This is a genomic window from Gordonia sp. (in: high G+C Gram-positive bacteria) (assembly GCF_012515855.1).
Lineage (GTDB): Bacteria > Actinomycetota > Actinomycetes > Mycobacteriales > Mycobacteriaceae > Gordonia.
Window position 1 is genome coordinate 36,471 of sequence record NZ_JAAYXO010000141.1, and the last position, 15,732, is coordinate 52,202.

11 protein-coding genes and 4 tRNA genes are annotated in these 15,732 nt (G+C 67.2%); 3 read left to right on the forward strand and 12 right to left on the reverse strand.

What is annotated here, in order from left to right; all coding sequences use genetic code 11:
• Positions 1 to 8: 8 nt before the first annotated feature.
• The 6 genes from GX543_RS10435 to GX543_RS10460 all read right to left on the reverse strand — a co-directional run bounded on the left by GX543_RS10435 (position 9) and on the right by GX543_RS10460 (position 4,715).
• On the reverse strand, positions 9 to 2,705 hold the full coding sequence (locus GX543_RS10435; RefSeq protein ID WP_290851808.1) for a hypothetical protein: 2,697 nt from the start codon (positions 2,703 to 2,705) through the stop codon (positions 9 to 11).
• Between the two features lie 209 nt (positions 2,706 to 2,914).
• A tRNA-Phe gene (locus GX543_RS10440) sits at positions 2,915 to 2,988 on the reverse strand.
• A 30-nt stretch (positions 2,989 to 3,018) separates the two neighbouring features.
• Positions 3,019 to 3,092 (reverse strand) — tRNA-Asp (locus GX543_RS10445).
• A gap of 46 nt (positions 3,093 to 3,138) precedes the next feature.
• A tRNA-Glu gene (locus tag GX543_RS10450) sits at positions 3,139 to 3,211 on the reverse strand.
• A 459-nt stretch (positions 3,212 to 3,670) separates the two neighbouring features.
• Positions 3,671 to 3,743: transfer RNA gene (locus GX543_RS10455), tRNA-Lys, on the reverse strand.
• 111 nt (positions 3,744 to 3,854) lie between these two features.
• Positions 3,855 to 4,715 carry an alpha/beta hydrolase gene (locus GX543_RS10460; RefSeq protein WP_290851824.1) on the reverse strand — a complete coding sequence of 287 codons (861 nt, stop codon included), beginning with the start codon at positions 4,713 to 4,715 and terminating at the stop codon, positions 3,855 to 3,857.
• A 152-nt stretch (positions 4,716 to 4,867) separates the two neighbouring features.
• Here GX543_RS10460 and GX543_RS10465 point away from each other — a divergent pair, with 152 nt between their 5' ends.
• A complete protein-coding gene (locus GX543_RS10465) occupies positions 4,868 to 5,770 on the forward strand; it encodes an alpha/beta hydrolase (RefSeq protein WP_290851810.1) in 903 nt (300 codons plus the stop codon).
• Between the two features lie 51 nt (positions 5,771 to 5,821).
• Here GX543_RS10465 and GX543_RS10470 read toward each other — a convergent pair whose 3' ends face one another.
• Entirely contained in the window at positions 5,822 to 6,730 is a 909-nt protein-coding gene (locus GX543_RS10470; RefSeq protein WP_290851812.1) for a CopD family protein, read from the reverse strand.
• An 8-nt stretch (positions 6,731 to 6,738) separates the two neighbouring features.
• Positions 6,739 to 7,278, reverse strand: a complete 540-nt coding sequence (locus GX543_RS10475; protein WP_290851814.1) for a copper resistance CopC family protein — start codon at positions 7,276 to 7,278, stop codon at positions 6,739 to 6,741.
• A gap of 101 nt (positions 7,279 to 7,379) precedes the next feature.
• Between GX543_RS10475 and GX543_RS10480 the strand changes: the two genes are divergently transcribed.
• Positions 7,380 to 9,398, forward strand: coding sequence for an NAD(+) synthase (locus GX543_RS10480; protein ID WP_290851815.1), 2,019 nt, complete (start codon positions 7,380 to 7,382; stop codon positions 9,396 to 9,398).
• Positions 9,399 to 9,669: 271 nt separating this feature from the next.
• Here the strand turns inward: GX543_RS10480 and GX543_RS10485 are convergent, their stop codons facing one another.
• Positions 9,670 to 10,359: a nitroreductase family protein gene (locus GX543_RS10485; protein ID WP_290851816.1), complete on the reverse strand. Its 690-nt coding sequence runs from the start codon at positions 10,357 to 10,359 to the stop codon at positions 9,670 to 9,672.
• A gap of 98 nt (positions 10,360 to 10,457) precedes the next feature.
• On the reverse strand, positions 10,458 to 11,903 hold the full coding sequence (locus GX543_RS10490) for a wax ester/triacylglycerol synthase family O-acyltransferase (protein WP_290851817.1): 1,446 nt from the start codon (positions 11,901 to 11,903) through the stop codon (positions 10,458 to 10,460).
• Positions 11,904 to 12,168: 265 nt separating this feature from the next.
• Between GX543_RS10490 and GX543_RS10495 the strand changes: the two genes are divergently transcribed.
• Positions 12,169 to 12,789: a hypothetical protein gene (locus GX543_RS10495; RefSeq protein ID WP_290851818.1), complete on the forward strand. Its 621-nt coding sequence runs from the start codon at positions 12,169 to 12,171 to the stop codon at positions 12,787 to 12,789.
• Positions 12,790 to 12,887: 98 nt separating this feature from the next.
• Here the strand turns inward: GX543_RS10495 and GX543_RS10500 are convergent, their stop codons facing one another.
• Together GX543_RS10500 and GX543_RS10505 are read right to left on the reverse strand one after the other, a co-directional pair.
• Complete coding sequence (locus GX543_RS10500) at positions 12,888 to 13,838, reverse strand: acyl-ACP desaturase (RefSeq protein WP_290851825.1); 951 nt, start codon at positions 13,836 to 13,838, stop codon at positions 12,888 to 12,890.
• Positions 13,839 to 13,980: 142 nt separating this feature from the next.
• Positions 13,981 to 15,567 carry a hypothetical protein gene (locus GX543_RS10505; protein WP_290851820.1) on the reverse strand — a complete coding sequence of 529 codons (1,587 nt, stop codon included), beginning with the start codon at positions 15,565 to 15,567 and terminating at the stop codon, positions 13,981 to 13,983.
• Positions 15,568 to 15,732 lie beyond the last annotated feature (165 nt).

The following is a 15,732-nucleotide window of genomic DNA, read 5'->3' on the forward strand; positions in this document are numbered from 1 at the left end:
GCCGCCGGCTAGTCCGGGCTGCGGTGCCTCGCCTTGCGCACCTGGTACGTCGGATCCACACGGGGGCGGGCGACGGTGTCGTCCGACTCGGTCCCCGCGAAGCCGTCGAACGGATGCTCGCCGGTCTCCTTGTTGATCCAGAAGTGGGGGCCGGTGTCCTCGTTGGAGCCGAGGAACTGCGGCTCGCTCTCCGGCGACGGCTCCACGACCTCGGGATCGTGGGTCACGGTCCGGACCTCGTCGGGGAGTTCGTCGACGAACGTCTCGACTTCCTTCTCCACCACGCGCCGCACGATCACCGGCTTCTCGACCACGACGATCTGCTCGATCGGCTTCTCGACGATCTTCTCGACCTCGACGTAAACCGGCTTCTCGACGATCTTCTCGATGATGTGCTCCACCGGGCGTTCGACGATGCGCTCCACCACGTGGTCCACACGCTTCTCGATCACGTTCTCGATCAGGACCGGGGTCTGCACGTTCTTCTCGAATTCGCGGCGCACTTCCTGCTCCACGACCTTCTCGACGATCTCGGGGCGCTCGACGATCTTCTCGACGACGTGCTCGACGGGCTTGTCGACCACCTTCTCGACGACCTCCGGCCGCTCGACGATGCGCTCCACGATCTTCTCGACCGGCAACTCGATGACCTTCTCGACCACGTTGGGTCGCTCGATCACCCGCTCGACCACCCGGTCGACCGGCTTCTCGATCACGTTGTCGACGATGTTCGGGACTTCCACCATCCGGTCGACCACGCGGTCGACGGGCTTCTCCACGATCTCCTCGACGATGTTCGGCATCTCGATGACCTTCTCGATCACGTGGTCCACCGGCACCTCGACGATCTCTTCGATCAGGTTCGGCTTCTCGACCACCCGCGTGACGGTGTGGTCGACCGACTGCTCGACGACCTCTTCAATCACATTGGGAATCTCGACGATCCGCTGCACCACGCGATCGACCGGCTGCTCCACCGTCTTCTCGATGACGTTCGGCACCTCGACGACCTTCTCGATCACATGGTCCACCGACTTCTCGACCACCTTGTCGGTGACGTTCGGGACCTCGACGACCCGCTCGATCTCGTGGTCGACGGGCTTCTCCACGATCTTCTCGATCAGCTCGGGCTTCTCGACGACGCGCTCGACGACGTGCTCCACCGGGCTCTCGACGATCTTCTCGACCACGTTCGGCTTCTCGACGACCCGCTCGATGACGTGATCCACCGACTTCTCGATCAGCTTCTCGGTGACGTTCGGGATCTCGACGACCCGCTCCAGTTCGCGGTCGACGGGCTTCTCGATCACCTTCTCCACGACATTGGGAACCTCGACGACGCGCTCGATCACGTGGTCGACCGGCTTCTCGACAGGCTTGTCGACGATCTGCTCGACGACCACCTCGCGCGGTACCTCGACCTCCTTGATGGAGGCCTTCTCGACGACGATCTCGACTTCCTTCTCCACGACCTTCTCGACCGTCTTGTAGACGATCTTCTCGACCGGGAGCTCGATGGTCCGCTCCACCACCTTCAGCGCCACCGACTCCTCGTCGGCTTCGACGACCTTGTCGACGACCTTCTCCACCGGCGTGTAGACGATCCGCTCGACCTCGACCTCGACCTCGCGCTCGACGATCTTCTCGACCGGAACCTCGCGAATGACCTCGACGATCTTCTCCACCGGCTTCTCGACGACCTTCTCGACGATCATCTCCACCGGGACTTCCACCACGTTGTCGACGATCGTGACGATCGGCTTCTCGACCATCCGCTCCACGCTGATGGGCTTCTCGACCACGTCGTCGACGATCTCGACCAGCAGCTTCTCGACCATCCGAGACACTTCGGTGGGCCGCTCGACGATCTCGTCGACCACGGTCACCAGCAGCCGCTCGACCAGCCGCTGGATCTCGACGGGCTTGTCGGCGATCTCGTCGAGGACGGTCACGACCGGCTTCTCGACGTATCGGGGGATCTCGATCTCTTTGTCGACGATCTCGTCGACCACGGTCACAATCGGCTTCTCGATGACGCGCGCGACGTCGACGGGGGTCTCGACGATGTCGTCGACCACGGTCACGACCGGCTTCTCAACCATCCGCGACAGCTCAACAGGCTTCTCGACAACCTCATCAACCACCGTCACGACCGGCTTCTCAACCATCCGCGACAGCTCAACAGGCTTCTCGACAACCTCATCAACCACCGTCACCACGGGCTTCTCAACCATGCGCGACAGTTCGACGGGCTTCTCGACGAATTCGTCGACGTACGAGACGGCGACTTCTTCCACGAAGCGCGGCACGTCGACATGGCGCTCGACGATGTTGTCGATGACGGTGACGACCGGCTTCTCCACCCGGCGGTGGATGTTGACGGGTTTGTCGGTGACCTCGTCTTCGATCGTCACCACCGGACGTTCGACGATCCGGGAGAGGGTGACGGGCTTGTCGGCGACCTCATCGACCACCGTCACCACCGGCTTCTCGATGAGCCGCGACACGGTGGCCGGCTTGTCGATGACCGTGTCGACAGTGTTGACCACCAGCCGCTCGACGATCCGCTCCAGCGTGACCGGCTTCTCGACCACGGTCTCGACCGGGTTCTCCACCAAGCGTTCGACTACGAACCCGCGGTCGACGACGTTGTCGACAACGTTCAGCACTGCATCGTTCTCCTGCGGCGTCCCGTCGTTGGCCATCGCCCCTCCTCGTCATACGACTTCCTCACCGAAACCTTTCCACGGTTCGGCGGGAACAACTACCTGAACTCTAAGGTTACGCGGCAGAGTGCGAATCAGCGTGATCGGCGAAGCCGAATACATACTGCATTCAAATGATTTCGACCCGAAATACCCTGTCGCCAAACACAAAAGAAGCCCCCCAATAATTCGGGGGGCTTCTTTTGGTGTGGCCAGAGTCGGGATCGAACCGACGACCTTCCGCTTTTCAGGCGGACGCTCGTACCAACTGAGCTACCTGGCCGGAGGTGCCGGTAGAAACCGAAACCAAAAGCGACCCTGACGGGACTCGAACCCGCGACCTCCGCCGTGACAGGGCGGCGCGCTAACCAACTGCGCCACAGGGCCATATTCTATTTTGTTGCCGTGAGAACCTTAGCAGATCCTCATTGCGTACCCCCTACGGGATTCGAACCCGCGCTACCGCCTTGAAAGGGCGGCGTCCTAGGCCGCTAGACGAAGGGGGCCGGTGTTCCTCGTTGGGAGCGATTAGAACTTTAGGGCACGACTGCTCAGGAACACAAATCGGGAGGTCATCCACGGTTTTCAGCCGATCTGAAGCTTCCCGTCAACGCCGAAGCAGCACGACGACTTCGCGCCAGATGTCCGGCCACCGCCATCGACCGGAGACCAATCCCCCGGGTGACGCCAAGATCAGCCCCGGGAGACTTCTCCGGGGGAAGATTGCCCTCGAGCCTCGCCTGTCGGACTGATCTTGGCGCCGACCCACTCGTCACACCGGCGACGTCCGCAATCCGCGCCAGACAGCTCAGCGCGATTCCGCGCCTAATGCCGCGGCAGCAGAGTTCGTTCTTCCAAGAAATGAGGCCGCCGGCACACCGCAGCATCATCGCGGCGACCGCCCGAAGAACCGACGAAAGCAAGAAACGCCAGACCGGAGAATTCCCGGCCTGGCGTTTCACCAGTGCCCCCAGTAGGGCTCGAACCTACGACCTGCGGATTAAAAGTCCGTAGCTCTACCAACTGAGCTATAGGGGCGTCACGCGCGTCGCGCGACTTCAGGGAGTCTACCGAACCCCATCCGACCGATCGCACCGCCTCCACCGATCTCGGCCGTCCGCCGACGCACAGTCGACGCCCGGCGAACGGCTACGCCGTGATCGTCTGGCGACTGACGTCGCGGACGGCGGCGGCGAACTGCGGCACAAACCGCTCCGCGCCGATCACACAGCACGCGTGGCCGCCCACGACGTCGAACCGCTGCGCCGTCGGAATGCCGTCCACCAGGAGTTGCTGTCGTTCCGGTTGCACGATCTTGTCGTGGGTCGAGAGCACGACGGCGGTCGGGACGTCGATGTCTCCGAGCCACGGCCGGGAGTCGAAGTTCGCCATCCCCTCGGAGAAGACACCCTGCAACCCCAACTTGGTGGAGGTGACCTGAGCCAGCGCCCACTTGAGCGGATGCTCGGTCGGGGTGTCGAGGGCCTTCTCGCTCGGGCTCGGCAGCACCTTGTCGACCAGCGTCAGCGCTTTGCCGATCCGCTGTTCCATCGCTAGATAGTCCGGCTCGATGCTCGAGAAGTACGGGCCCGTCGAGCACAGCACCAGCCCGGAGACCCGGCTCTGGTGCCGCCGCCACGCGAGCTGCGCGATGCCGCCGCCCATCGAGAACCCGGCGGCGATGAACGAATCGATCCCGAGCGCATCGGCGACGGCGATCACGTCGTCGGCGCAGTCGTCGAGGCTGAAGGTGTCGGACGCGATGCCGCGGCCGTGCAGGCGGTGGTCCATGGTGATGACGCGGTAGTCACGCTCCATCACCGGGATCACCGGGTACCAGCACAGCAGACCGGTGGTGCTCACCGAGTGCAGGAGGAACAGCACCGGTCCGTCAGGGTTGCCGCTTTCGGTGATGAACGTCTGGCCGCGACCCGGGAGGTCGAGTCGACGGCCGGTCGGCAGTCCCGAGACGGGGTACGGGCGGACGGCGTGACCGACGCCGCGACGCATGGTCGCGAGGCGAGAACTGAATGCTGGCACCTGTTCACGGTACACCCGCGAACCGTACAAAAGCCCCGGATGAGCTGGGCGCACAGCGACTTCTTAGACAAATTCGAGAATCCATCTCGCACAAGGCTCGCCCATCTGACATACTCCGCGACGTGATTGCGATTGATCGACCCAAGCTCGAAGGCTCCATCGCCGTCGGCGACAAACGACGACGCCGCATCGGTTTCTCCGAGTTCGGTTCCCCCGAGGGACCGACCGTCATCTGGCTGCACGGCACCCCCGGCGCGCGCCGTCAGATTCCGCCGGAGGCACGCGAGTACGCCGAACTGCACGGCTTCCGTCTCATCGGCCTGGACCGACCGGGCGTCGGCTCGTCGACCGCGCACGACTACGGGACGATCGCCGACTTCACGATCGACTTCCAGACCGTCCTCAACACCCTCGGCATCGACCGGTTCTCGGTGATCGGCCTGTCCGGCGGCGGCCCGTACTCGCTCGCGGTGTCGCACTTCCTGCCCGACCGCGTGGTCTCGACCGGCATCGTCGGCGGCGTGGCCCCGATCAACGGCCCCGAAGCGATCCGCGGCGGACTGGTGCAGCTCGCGCAGCACGCGGTCCCGCTGCTGAACGTGGCCGGCCGCCCGATCGGTTCGGCGCTGAGCACGGTTCTCGGCTTCGCCCGACCGATCGCCGACCCCGCCATCAGCATCTACGGCCGACTCTCGCCCGAAGCCGACCGCGAGCTGCTGTCGCGCCCGGAGTTCCGCGCGATGTTCCTCGACGACCTGCTGCACGGCGGCAGCCGTCGCATGGAGGCGCCCTTCGCCGACCTCAAGCTCTTCGTCCGCGACTGGGGTTTCCGCATCAGCGACGTGCAGGCGCACGTGGACTGGTGGCACGGCGACGCCGACAACATCATCCCGTTCGCGCACGGCGAGCACATGGTGAAGCTGCTGCCCGACGCCGAGATGCACCACATGCCGGGCCAGAGTCACATCAGCGGCCTCGGCCACAGCGTGGAGATGCTCGACACCCTGCTCGCCGCCTGGGACTGACTCACGCGGGGACTGACTCACGCGGGGACTGGCGCACGCGGGGACTGGCGGCTAAACCGTCGCGGTGGTCGCCAACCCCGCCGCGAGTCCCAGCACCACCGCCAGCACCAGCACTTCGCTGCCCGCGTGGACGATCGACTCGCGCTCGGCTGCACCGTGCCGGCGGGCCCGGGGCAGCCAGGTCCGTCGGTGCCACCACGCCAGCCCGAGCACCGCCACCAGCAGCACCGACTTCGCCACGACCACCCGGCCGTAGCCCGACTCCCAGAGCTGCGGGCCCACACCCAGTTGCGCCACCGCCGCGACGATGCCGGTCGCGGTCAGCACCGCGACCACCGGCAGCGCCCAGCGGGAGAACTCCGGCAGCGCGCGAGCCCAGCCGCCCTTGCCGCGAACCGTGGCGACCAGCGCGACGAGCGTGCCCGCCCACCACGCCGCACACAGGGCGTGCACGCCGATCACGATCGGCGCCCACGACGAATCCGTGCCGTGTCCGGTCACCGAGACCGCCAGGATCCCCAGACTCGCGATCACCGCGACCAGCAGGATCGGTGGGTCGCCGCGGGTAGCGGCCAAGCACCAGCCGAACACCGCGAGCGCGCCCAGCACGCCGACCAGCACCGGCAGGCCGGTCTCGACGCTCGCGGTCACGTCGCCGACGCCCACCTCGAACACCGATTCGCCCGCCCGCTGCGCGATCTGCAGCCAGCCGCCGACCACACTCGCCGCGCCCCAGACGCCGGCCGCACCGGCGATCAGCGGCACCGTATCCCGCCCACCGATCAGCGGCAGCGTGCCCAGCCCAAGCAGCAGGCACAGCGCCGCGATCACCACGGCGCCGGCCCATGACGACGCCTCAGGCTCGGCCAGTACCTGGCAGAGCCCCACCCCGATCATCGTCAGGACGGCGGCCGCGCCCAGCACCGCACCGCGGGGCCGGGCGACGTCGGAGGCCGGCATCGGTCGCGTCAGTTACGTCGTTTGGCGACCGTCAGCGCCAGCACGCCGGCGATGAACAGCACCAGAATCACGCCGCCGACGATGAACGGCCACGCCGGCACCCCATGGTCAGGCGCGGACTCGGACTGCGAATCGTCGACCAACGCGCCGGGCTGGCCGGTGCCGGGCTGCGTCAGCTCAAACGAGATCTGTCCCTCGACCGGGTGGCCGTCGGCGGAGGTGACGCGGTAATTGATCTTGTACTCACCGACCGGACCGAGACCGTTCAGGTCCACCGACATCTCCTTGCCGGAGACGGTGGGGTCGGTCGGCTGCCAGAAGTGGTTGTCGGGTCCGACGATCTTGAGGATCGCGTACGCCGGCTTCAGCTCTTCGTTGAAGGTGAGGGTCACGCGCTCTGGGGCGGTCGCGACCTGGGCGCCCTGCTCAGGCGTCGACCCGATGAGTGCGGAGTGCGCCGCGGCGGGGCCTGCGAGCAGACCCACCAGCATCGTCGCGGCCGCCGCGAACACGGCGAAGACAGAGGAACGAACGAGGAACCTGGACATGCGAAAGACACCTGACTTTGAGAACACCACGATGCGAATCGAGCCGGGCCCATGCCGACTCACCTCCATCGTGGCACGAGGTCACCGTTTAGCCTGAAAGGGTGTCGCTCTACTCACACGGCTTCGCCCGTCTCGCCGCTGCGGTCCCGCAGGTCGCCCTCGCCGATCCGCGGCAGAACGCGTCCCGCACCATCGAACTGATTCAGCGCGCGCATCGCGACGCGGTCGCGGTGGTCGCGTTCCCCGAACTCGGCCTCTGCGGCTACAGCGTCGACGACCTGATCCAGCAGGACGCCTTGCTCGACGAGGTCGACGCCGCCCTCAAGTCGGTGATCGACGCGACGGCCGAGCTGACACCGGTGGTGGCCGTCGGGGCCCCCTTGCGCGTCGACGACGGCCTCTACAACTGCGCGGTACTGATCCACGGCGGTCGGGTGCTGGGCGTGGCTCCGAAGTCGTACCTGCCCAATTACCGCGAGTTCTACGAGCAGCGCTACTTCGCCGCCGCGCGCGACGCCGTCCGCGACACCATCGTCGTCGCCGGACAGCACGTCCCGTTCGGCGCCGACCTGATCTTCGAGGCCGACGACCTTCCCGGCCTGCGTATTCACGCCGAAGTGTGCGAGGACAGCTGGGTAGCCGTCCCGCCGAGCACCTGGGCCTCGCTGGCCGGCGCGACGGTGCTCCTCAATCTGTCGGGCAGCCCGGTGACCGTCGGGAAGCAGAACTACCGGCGGTCGCTGGTGACCGGACAGTCGGCCCGGTGCATCGCCGCGCAGCTCTACGTCTCGGCCGGGTTCGGCGAGTCGACCACCGATCTCGCGTGGGACGGCGATGCGCTGATCGCCGAGAACGGCACCCTCCTCGCCCGCAGCGAGGCCTTCTCCATGGAGCCGCAGCTCCTGGTCGCGGACGTCGACCTCGACCGTCTCCGCCAGGAACGCTCCCGCATGATGAGCCTGCGCGATCAGGTCGGCGACTTCGCCGACCGCGCCCGCGCGATGCGACGCGTCGGTTTCGCCCTCGGGACCCCCGACCAGACCGACGACCTGCGTCGCGACATCGCGCGGTTCCCGTTCGTCCCGACGGGCGCCGCCGACCGCGACGACCGCTGCCGCGAGGTCCTCGCCATCCAGTCGCAGGGCCTGGTGCAGCGCCTGCGATCCACCGGCATCGACAAGATCGTGCTCGGCGTCTCCGGCGGCCTCGACTCCACCCTGGCGCTGCTCGTCGCGATCCAGGCCTTCGACGCGATGGGCCTGCCGCGCACCAACATTCACGCGTACACGATGCCGGGCTTCGCCACCGGCGGCGCCACCCTCGCGCGCAGCCACGTGCTGATGGACTCGCTGGGCGTCACCGGCAACGAGCTCGACATCCGACCGTCGTGCCTGCAGATGCTGGCCGACCTCGACCACCCGTTCGCCAAGGGCGAGCCGGTGTACGACGTCACCTTCGAGAACGTGCAGGCCGGCGAACGGACGTCACACCTGTTCCGCCTCGCCAACCACCTGGGCGGCATCGTGCTCGGGACCGGCGACCTCTCCGAGCTCGCCCTCGGCTGGTGCACCTACGGCGTCGGCGACCAGATGTCGCACTACAACGTGAACGGCAGTGTCCCGAAGACGTTGATCCAGCACCTGATTCGCTGGAAGATCACCACCGCCCGGTACGCGCCGGAGACCATCGAGACGCTGCAGGAGATCCTCGACGACGTCATCTCGCCGGAGCTGGTCCCGGTGGGCGACGACGGCAAGATCCAGAGCACCGAAGACAGCGTCGGCCCCTACGAGCTGCACGACTTCTTCCTCTACTACCTCACCCGCTACGGCTACCGACCCAGCAAGATCGCCTACCTGGCCCAGCAGGCGTGGGGCGACCGCAGTCGTGGCGCGTGGTCGGAGATGATGAGCGACGACGACCGCAACCAGTACGACGACGCCACCATCGACCAGTGGCTCACCGTGTTCCTGAAGCGGTTCATGTCGCAGCAGTTCAAGCGGACCGCGATGCCCAACGGGCCGAAGATCGGCTCCGCCGCGCTCTCCCCCCGCGGCGACTGGCGTTCCCCGTCCGACGCCCCCTCGGGCGCCTGGCTGCGGGAGCTCCACCCGGAGTAGCACGCACTCGACGCCTCCCCCCCTCCCGCGCCGGTTGAGTAAGCCTCCCCCCGCCGGTTGAGTAAGCCTCCCCCCGCTGGTTGAGTAAGCGTCCGGAGCGAAGCGGAGGACGCGCATCGAAACCGCCGCAGGCTGGGTCCCATCACCCCACAGAACGCCGCGCCAACGCGAAGGCGGCGATCGCCACCAGAACGGCGGGCCGACCCGGACGCCTTCTACGTCCCACAACCGCCCCAGAGGTAGTGGATCCGGCATGAACCGAGTCGTACGCCTACTCCCCCGACTCGTCGCCCGGCGCCCCGCCCAGGGGATCGCCGTCGAACCGTTCCATCGTGACGAAGTCCGAGACCGACTCGCGTCGCAGTTTGGTCAACTGCTTGACCGGCTTGCCGATCGGTAGCACCGCCGCGATGGCGTAGGGAGCGGGGACGCCCAGGAGTTCCTGCATGCCCGGTTCCTGCGCGGTCGCCATCGTGGTGATGGTGCCGCCGAAGCCGTGCGCCCGCGCGGCGGTCAGGATGTTCCACACCAGCGGATACACCGACGCGCCGCCGACGATGCCGACGCGGTCGAGTTCGGAGTCCATGGCGGCCACCACGGAGAGGTCGACGGCCACCACCAGGAGCACCGGCGCCTGCGCCAGCGGTGACACGAAGCTGTCGACGCCGCGGACGGCGGCGAGATCGTCGTCGGTCACCGCGCTGTGGTGCACGGTGTTCCACGGGTTCTCCCCGGCATGCCGCTGCGCGAGGTACTTGCGGGCGGCGGGTTTGCTGAGTTCGGCGATTCGCTCCTTGACCGCGTCGTCGCGCACCACGATCACATGGGCGCCCTGCCGGTTGCCTCCGCTGGGCGCGAATCGGGCGGTGTCGAGGATCTGCCAGAGGACGTCGTCGGCGACCGGGTCCGCGGTGAACTCGCGGGCGGCGAACGTCGTGCGGATCACGTCATCGAATTCCATGCCGGCCTCCGTGCTCTCGAATCACTCTGCTTCGAAAACTACTCGCCCGGTTTCCCGCCGCACGGTCGAATCGCCGATTGCCCGGCAACCGAGAAGAGTTACTCGCCGGAATCCTCGTCGGCCTGCTCTTCCTTGTCCAGATCGGCGTCGACCGCGGCGACGAGCTCCTCGAGTTGGGTGCCGAATCCGTGCACCAGGTCCCACAGGTCGGCGGCCAGATCGGGGCACGTCAGCAGGCCGACGTTCAGCTTTCCGTCCACGGACATCACCGTGATGTTGAGTCCGAGTCCGTGGAAGATCGGACCCATCGGGTACACCGCCTCCACCCGACCGCCGAGCATGTACATGGGCCGATCGGGTCCGGCCACGTTCGAGATGATCGCGTTGAACACCGGCGGATGCATGCCCGACAGCCGGCGGTCGGTGTACAACCGCATCAGCGATCCCAGGGTGTTGCCCGGGGCGAACTCGGCGTACGCGCGCAGGATGTTCGCGTCGATCCCCTGATGGTGCCCCTTGGCCTGCTCGGAGTACTTGCCCGCCACCCGGATTCGTTCCACCGGATCGGCCACCGAGGTGGGCAGTCGGGTGAACATGCCCGACACCTTGTTGGTTCCTTCGACGATGAGGTCGTTCTCTTCGGTACCGCGCACCGACACCGGCACCAGGCCCACCAGCGGCTCCTCGGGCAGCTCGCCGTGCGCCTCCAGGTAGTCGCGCAGCGCTCCGCCCGCCATGGCGAGCACCACGTCGTTCACCTTGACGCCGAAGTGGTCCTTGACGCGCTTCACATCGCTCAGCGGCAGCTGGGCGAACGCCAGACTCCGCCGCGGGGTCAGGGGCGCGTTGAACCGGGTGCGCGGCGCCAGGAACGGGGCGGGCATGCCGTCGCCGGAACGGGCGCGCTTGATCCACTCGAACGGGACGGGCAGCGTCTTGGGGATCAGCTTCAGCGCAGCGATCGGACGCTGCAGGAAGTAGTTGACCGCGCCGCCGACCGCCATGTCCGAGCGCGACGCCCCACCGGCGCTCTCCTGCACGCGATCCGGCGCCAGGGCGGGCGGCTCGGGGGTCGACGTCGCGAGCTCACCGAGGATCTCCGCGACGGTCGCGCCGTCAACGCACGCGTGGTGCATCCGCAGGACCAGCGCGACCTTGCCGTCGGCCATCTCCTCGAGCACCCACATGTCCCAGAGCGGCTTCTTGCGATCGAGCACCTGCGCGACGAGGTGCCCGCAGATCTGCGACATCTCCTCCATCCCGCCGGGAGCGGGGATCGCGATGCGATGCACGTGACGTTCGATGTTGAAGTCGTCGTCCTCCACCCACACCGGATGGTCGACGTTGGTGAGCGAATCGGCCAGCTTGCGGCGCAGCATCGGCAGTCCGCGCACCCGGCGGTCCATCTCGATGCGCAACGACGAGAACGAGTATCCGCCGGGGATGCTCTCCGGGTCGATCACCACCACCGCGGCCACGTTCATCACCTGCGACGGCGTCTCCAGATAGAGGAACGAGGCGTCCAGACCGCTCAGTCTCTGCATGTTCAGACCTTTCCTCATGCGACAGACCTGACGCACCAAAATGAACGTGTTCTACTTCCTTACCCTAGCGCTGCCTCGACCCCGCCGTTTCGCAGGCCGTCGGCTCGCCGTACGACGCCGGTCGACCCACCGGATTCGCGGCTGGACCAGGCGTGTCAGCCGGAGCCGCAGCGCCCTCCGAGACTGTCATTCGTTCGTACTACACTGAGCGCCGCGACCGCAGGCACCTCGGGCGCACCGACCTACCGAAGGCGACCGACCTCGAATGATTACCCCGTCCCGATCAACACGCACCGCGACCGTCCTGGCAGCCGCCGCGGTGGTCGCATCCGGTGTCCTGGCGGCCGCCGCACCCGCTGCGGCCCGCCCCGACCGCCCCTGCGTGGTCGACGAGCACGACGCCGACGCCACCGTCGCCGCCCTGATGGATCAGTGCAGCAGCGCGCAGATCGTCGCGCTGTTCCAATCGGCCGACGTCGGGCAGCGCCCGCCGACCGGCAAGTACCGCCTGCATCTGCTGCCCGTGCAGCAGTCGCCGACCGGCCTGGCCGATTACCGCGACGCCAAGATCTTCGTCGAGACGCAGAGCAGGCTCGGCGACGCCTTGCAGTTCGCATCCGGCCCGCAGGGCCAGCCGTGGGTGTACAAGCACTACCTCAGCGGACGTGATGCGGGCGCGCCGGTGGAGTACGCCCCGCGTTCGTTCGCCGACGGCGAGCCCGCCTGGACCGCCGACTTCGTCCGCGACTTCGGCGGCGTCTCGGTAAGCACGCACGAGTACCGCCAGCTGACGCCGACGGTGTGGATCGGCCGCGACTTCCTCGGCCCGGGAACCGCTGACCACCCGCCCCAGCGCGGCGGCGCGCTAGCACTCACCGCCTACTGAGCCGGCACCAGAGCAAACAACTCAGCCAGGTCGGTCGCCCACGTGGGCGGCCGACCTGGCTGATTGCTGGCCGAGCCTGGACGGCTCACCAGCCGGGCCTAGACGGCGATGCGCTCCTTGCGGGCGGCTTCGCGCGCCAGGAAGCGGTCGCGCTGTTCTTCGAATCGCTTGGCGTCCACCTCGGCGGACTCGAGCCAGGTCGCGAGCTCGTCACGAGCCTGTTCGCCGCGACCGGTGAAGTCGTCGCGCTCGAAGATCTTCCACTTGCGCATGATCGGCCACACCACGTCGTCCAGGTGCTGGCGGATGTCGTAGATGCCGTGCTTGGCCATCAGCAGACTCATCTTGCGGAAGTTCGGCATGCCGATGCCCGGCATGTCGAAGTTGGTGACGACGCTGGTGATGGCCTCCATCGCCTGGTCGGGCGCCAGATCGAGCGCCGCCGCACAGATGTTGCGGTAGAAGATCATGTGCAGGTTCTCGTCGGCCGCGATGCGCTGCAGCATTTTGTCCGCCACCGGATCGTTGCACGCCTTGCCTGTGTTCCGGTGGCTGACCCGCGTGCCGAGCTCCTGCACGGCCACGTACGCGACGCCGCGGAGCAGCCCCGAGAGGTCGTCGGAGTGCGCGCCCTTGGTCATGTTGGTCATGCGGTCGTTCTCGAGCGCCACCGGGTCCACGCCGCGGGTCACGACCAGGTAGTCGCGCATCACGATGGCGTGCCGGTTCTCTTCGGCCGTCCAGCGACCGACCCAGGTTCCCCACGCACCGTCGGGCGAGAAGTACTCGGTGATCTCCCGGTGATACGACGGCAGGTTGTCCTCGGTGAGCAGGTTCAGCGTCATCGCGGCCTTCGCCACCGGGTCCAGACGCGACTGCTCCGGGTCCCAGTCATCGCCGCCCATCGCGGCGAAGTTGCGTCCCTCATCCCAGGGCACGTAGTCGTGCGGATGCCACTCGCGAGCCAGCGACAGATGCCGGTTCAACTCGGCTTCCGCGTTGGGCTCCAGTTCAGTGAGCAGTTGGACTTGAGTTAGATCGGGCACGATTCAGCGCCTCCCGGGGCTCGATGGCTGTGACGTACCGCACGGTAGGCTACCGAGTGAGTGCGCCGCAACACTCCCGGCGTGTCGCGAGTGTCCCCGTTACAGATGACAACACCCGACTCCCGCCCCTCCGCTCCGGCTCCGGCTACGACCGCACGACCGCCGGCACGGTCACCACTTCGACGCCCGTCACGCCATTCGCGTCCAGCGTCGCGCGCATCGCATCCGCGGCCCGCGGTTCGGCGAACACCATGCGTACCGGGGTGTCGCCCGCCGCCCGCTTGGCGTCGCGCGCCTGTGCCACCAACTGCTCAGTGCCCTCCCACGAGGCGTCCAGCACCGGGCCGTTGACGTGCGCGTCGTAGCCGGGTCCGTAGACCAGCAGCAACGTGCCGTCGGTTTCCCGGCCGTCGAAGGCGAAATCGTTCAGCGTGTACACGTAGTTCGACGGCGCGACGGCCACCTGCAGGTGGTAGCGACGGGCCTCCGGCGTGGCCTTCGACGACGTCGGCGTCCAGGTGGCAGGGGTCTCCGAGATCTTCTGGCCCTGCTCGACGGCCTGGGTCAGGAAGGCCGGATCCAGTTCGCCGTTAACGTCGACGCGGAATCTGGTCAGCGCGTCGACGTCCGCGGGCGGGCCGTACGGCACCTGGCAGGAGATCCGGGCACCTGCGTTGATCGGGATGTCCTGTTTCGCGGTGCAGGTGTTGAACTCGACGTTGTTCTTCTTGAACGAGGAGTGCAGGTCGACGATCACGGTGCCGCTGGTCAGATCGGGCACCGTGTTGTTCAGGGTGTAGCCGATGACGCAGGAGGCGCCGGGCGTGCAGTCCAGGCTCCCAGGAGGATCGGCGATCGTCACGTTCCAGGCTCCGAGCTTGCCGGCCTCCAGGTCGGACTTGATCTTGGTGTAGATCGAGCGGGTGGCTCCGGCGTCGAGAGCCTTGATGGTCAGGTCCGCTTCCGCGACGGCGCCGTCGCCGCCGCCGAAGCCACCGCCGAGCGGGCCGCGCACGGCCACGGCGTTGCCGCCGCCGTCCACGCCGATGGTCAGCTTCCCGGCGAGGAAACGCCGGTCGCCGGGCACTCCGCCGTCGTTCTCGTCGACGTCGACCTCTGAGACGCCGATCGGGTCGTTACCGGTGCCGATGCGACGATCCGGGGTGGCCCCGATGGGTCCGGTCGGGGTGCCCGAGAGTTCGGTGTTACCCAGCGCGGTGTCCTGCTGGCTGAGGTTGAGGCCCATGCGCGAGGGGCGCAGCGCGGCTCGCAGGTCGATGCCGAGGAAGGATTCCTCGACCACCACCCACTTGTTGGCGGCCGGAGTCTCGACGGTGACGCCGGCCGGCTGCTTCGGTCGCTCGCGGGTTCGCCAGAACGCTTCCTCGCCCTTCACGAACGTCTTGCCTGCGATCTGAATCAACTGGGCGGTACCACCGGAGCGCTGCTGCACCTTGCCGCTCACTGTGCCCGCCGCGGTCACCGTCAGGTCGGTCACCGTGGTCTCACCGCTCGTGCTCCCGATCGTCTGCGTGATCCGCCCGCTGTACGTCGCTGCGGGGGCCTCGGCCAAGGCCGTCGCAGCCGTGTTGATCTCCTGCAGCGCCCGGGTGGTCTCGTTCGGCTGAGCCGCCCCCTTAGTCGACGGCAACACCGCTCCCGTCAGGCCCAGCACCAGGACCACCACCACGAGCACGGCGGCCCCGGCCGCAGCAATCACACTGTTTCGCACGATCAACCTCTCCCCGACAGCGAACGCCGTCCACCTCGACGTCTCACCTTCTCATGGGCGACGGCTGCGGGAGGGTGTGCCCCATTCGGTCGACCGACGCGGCGTGTTTGATCGCAGACGACCACGCAACGGCCGCCTCTGATCCCGAAACCAAGCTCCGCTGAG

Coding starts and splice junctions, on each gene's coding strand:
- GX543_RS10435 (WP_290851808.1), bottom strand. CDS start 2,705: ATGGCCAACGACGGGACGCCGCAGGAGAACGATGCAGTGCTGAACGTT.
- GX543_RS10460 (WP_290851824.1), bottom strand. CDS start 4,715: ATGCGTCGCGGCGTCGGTCACGCCGTCCGCCCGTACCCCGTCTCGGGA.
- GX543_RS10470 (WP_290851812.1), bottom strand. CDS start 6,730: ATGCCGGCCTCCGACGTCGCCCGGCCCCGCGGTGCGGTGCTGGGCGCG.
- GX543_RS10475 (WP_290851814.1), bottom strand. CDS start 7,278: ATGTCCAGGTTCCTCGTTCGTTCCTCTGTCTTCGCCGTGTTCGCGGCG.
- GX543_RS10485 (WP_290851816.1), bottom strand. CDS start 10,359: ATGGAATTCGATGACGTGATCCGCACGACGTTCGCCGCCCGCGAGTTC.
- GX543_RS10490 (WP_290851817.1), bottom strand. CDS start 11,903: ATGCAGAGACTGAGCGGTCTGGACGCCTCGTTCCTCTATCTGGAGACG.
- GX543_RS10495 (WP_290851818.1), top strand. CDS start 12,169: ATGATTACCCCGTCCCGATCAACACGCACCGCGACCGTCCTGGCAGCC.